This is a genomic window from Alysiella crassa DSM 2578 (assembly GCF_000745955.1).
GTDB lineage: Bacteria > Pseudomonadota > Gammaproteobacteria > Burkholderiales > Neisseriaceae > Simonsiella > Simonsiella crassa.
Window position 1 is genome coordinate 1 of record NZ_JQKH01000141.1, and the last position, 2,200, is coordinate 2,200.

Sequence of the window (2,200 nt, forward strand, 5' to 3'; positions counted from 1 at the left end):
CTAACCCCCTCTCCTTTGGGAGAGGGAAAAATCGTGGTACATTGAAAGTTTTACCCTCTCCCTAACCCTCTCCCACAGGAGAGGGAACAGATGAGTGGTAAACAAAAATTTGTAGGATAATGAAAGGCTGCCTGAAAACCAACCCACTTATTCCGTTTGCACAAAACTTTGTTGCAATAAATCCATCAATTGCTGTTCAGGCAGCGTGTTGTCCAAACGCACACTCAACCAATGCGTTTTATTCATGTGATACGCAGGCGCGAAACCGTGTTGCCCGCGCAATTCAGCCACCCATTCAGGCGGCAATTTTACATTCATAATCTGAATATTAGCCACATCAGGCAAAGCAATTTGGCTGCCTGAAACCGTCATCGTGATGGCAAACCATTTGCGATTGTGCGCATGCCGAAACACCGCATAATCAGGGTGTTTGCTCCACAAATATTCGGCTTGAACACGATAATGTTGTTGAATCAATTGGGTAATCCACTCGCGCTGTGTGGGCATGATTTTCCTTTCAGGCTGCCTGAAATTATTTTTTCACCAAAAAATACAAACCCGATAAAGTCATCATTATCCCAAATAATTTTGTCCACGAAAAATGTTCGCCAAAAAAAAGAATACTCAATGGAATCAAGACCAAAGCTGCCGCGCCGTTTACCGCTACCCCACCCCATTGTGCCGAACCACCCGCCTGATACGCCAATAAAAAACCCAATTCAATCAACATAATCCCCACCACCACCAACCACACGCGCCAATTCGCCAATAATTCGCCTACATTACCGATTTCCGCTTTACCAAACAAAGGCATAGCCAATAAACTCAACACCATTGCCACACCATAATACACCGCCAACACCAGCATGGGATTGTGCGGCACATCGTGCAGCGATTTTTGCCCCAAGTGATACGCCGTATTGCCCAACGCTGCAATCATCAAAAATAAAATAAATTTCTGCATAAACAATCAATTAAAAAAAATAATTACAATGCCACCACGCCATATTTGCCCACCACACGCCCCACAATTTTCAGGCTGCCTAATTCATCGGGGCGCAACATTTCGGGCGGATAAGCGGGGTTATCATTAATCAAAACCAAAAAACCATTTTGAAACAAATTAATACGGTATATTTTCACGCCCAATTCCGTTGCCAACGCGTAAATACCCGAACCAATATATGCACGAATATTCGTGTCAATCAGCACCGTATCCCCTACTTCTAAAGTATTGAGCATATTGTCATTTTTCACAATTTCATGGCGAATATGCTCGCCCTGCACACCCAATTTTTGCAGCGCAAAAGCGTGGACATCGGGCAAAGCTGGCGTGGGGGTATTGTCCACATGCGGCGTTGTGCGGGCGACCACAGTCGGCGGCGCGAGCAAGGCACTGGGTTCGTTCAACATATTGCCCTTACCCGTTTGCAGCCAATCCAAAGAAATGCCAAATATTTGCTGTGCTTCTTGTAAACCTTTCTTGGATAAGCCATTTTTCTCCCAGTTCCGCACGGTTTGCGGCGACACTGCAAGTGTTGTGGCAAGTTCGGAGAGATGATGAATGCGGCGCAATTCGGCGGCGGCTTGATAGAGTCGGGCGGCGGTTTCGTGCATGGTATTTTTTAGGGGAATGAAATGGCTGAATTGTAACGCATTTTGATGATAAACAGGCAGCCTGAAAACGGTGGATTATAGAAGATGATATTAAACTATGGGAAAAACAAATCATTTTTAAGATTCAATGAGTTTACATTGACATAAGACAATAAAAAAACCGCTTAAAAGCGGTTGAAAAATATTAGTGGTGCCCGAGACCGGAATCGAACCGGTACACTCGTTTTAGGAGCGACGGATTTTAAGTCCGTTGTGTCTACCAATTTCACCACTCGGGCACACTTAAAACTGGATTTAATTAAATTTGGAGGCGGGGGCGTGGAATTGAACCAGCCTAAATAAGGGTTGCACCCCTTATTGCATAAACACTCTGCCACCCCGCCGTGTTTAGAAGCTGTGGAGGCGAAAGCCAGAATCGAACTGGCGTCCACGGATTTGCAATCCGCTGCATTACCACTATGCTATTTCGCCATCTAGCACCTGAAAATCCACCTTCAGATAAAAAAATGGAGCGGGAAACGAGTCTCGAACTCGCGACCTCAACCTTGGCAAGGTTGCGCTCTACCAACTGAGCTATTCCCGC

General features: G+C 45.5%; 3 protein-coding genes and 4 tRNA genes. All 7 read right to left on the reverse strand.

The genetic code is table 11. The features are described 5' to 3' along the window. Positions 1-147 precede the first annotated feature (147 nt). The 7 genes from Q338_RS12340 to Q338_RS12365 all read right to left on the reverse strand — a co-directional run bounded on the left by Q338_RS12340 (position 148) and on the right by Q338_RS12365 (position 2,200). The gene (locus Q338_RS12340; RefSeq protein WP_034295997.1) at positions 148-507 is read right to left on the reverse strand and encodes an MmcQ/YjbR family DNA-binding protein; all 360 of its coding nucleotides are present in this window, start codon (positions 505-507) and stop codon (positions 148-150) included. Positions 508-532: 25 nt separating this feature from the next. Then, positions 533-964: an EamA family transporter gene (locus Q338_RS12345; protein ID WP_034295999.1), complete on the reverse strand. Its 432-nt coding sequence runs from the start codon at positions 962-964 to the stop codon at positions 533-535. Between the two features lie 23 nt (positions 965-987). Further along, positions 988-1,617, reverse strand: a complete 630-nt coding sequence (locus Q338_RS13925; protein ID WP_051968652.1) for a LexA family transcriptional regulator — start codon at positions 1,615-1,617, stop codon at positions 988-990. 188 nt (positions 1,618-1,805) lie between these two features. Then, positions 1,806-1,895 (reverse strand) — tRNA-Leu (locus Q338_RS12355). A gap of 27 nt (positions 1,896-1,922) precedes the next feature. Continuing rightward, positions 1,923-2,000, reverse strand: a tRNA-Cys gene (locus Q338_RS14665). 14 nt (positions 2,001-2,014) lie between these two features. Beyond that, positions 2,015-2,088: transfer RNA gene (locus Q338_RS12360), tRNA-Cys, on the reverse strand. A gap of 36 nt (positions 2,089-2,124) precedes the next feature. Further along, positions 2,125-2,200: transfer RNA gene (locus tag Q338_RS12365), tRNA-Gly, on the reverse strand.

Coding starts and splice junctions, on each gene's coding strand:
- Q338_RS12340 (WP_034295997.1), bottom strand. CDS start 507: ATGCCCACACAGCGCGAGTGGATTACCCAATTGATTCAACAACATTAT.
- Q338_RS12345 (WP_034295999.1), bottom strand. CDS start 964: ATGCAGAAATTTATTTTATTTTTGATGATTGCAGCGTTGGGCAATACG.
- Q338_RS13925 (WP_051968652.1), bottom strand. CDS start 1,617: ATGCACGAAACCGCCGCCCGACTCTATCAAGCCGCCGCCGAATTGCGC.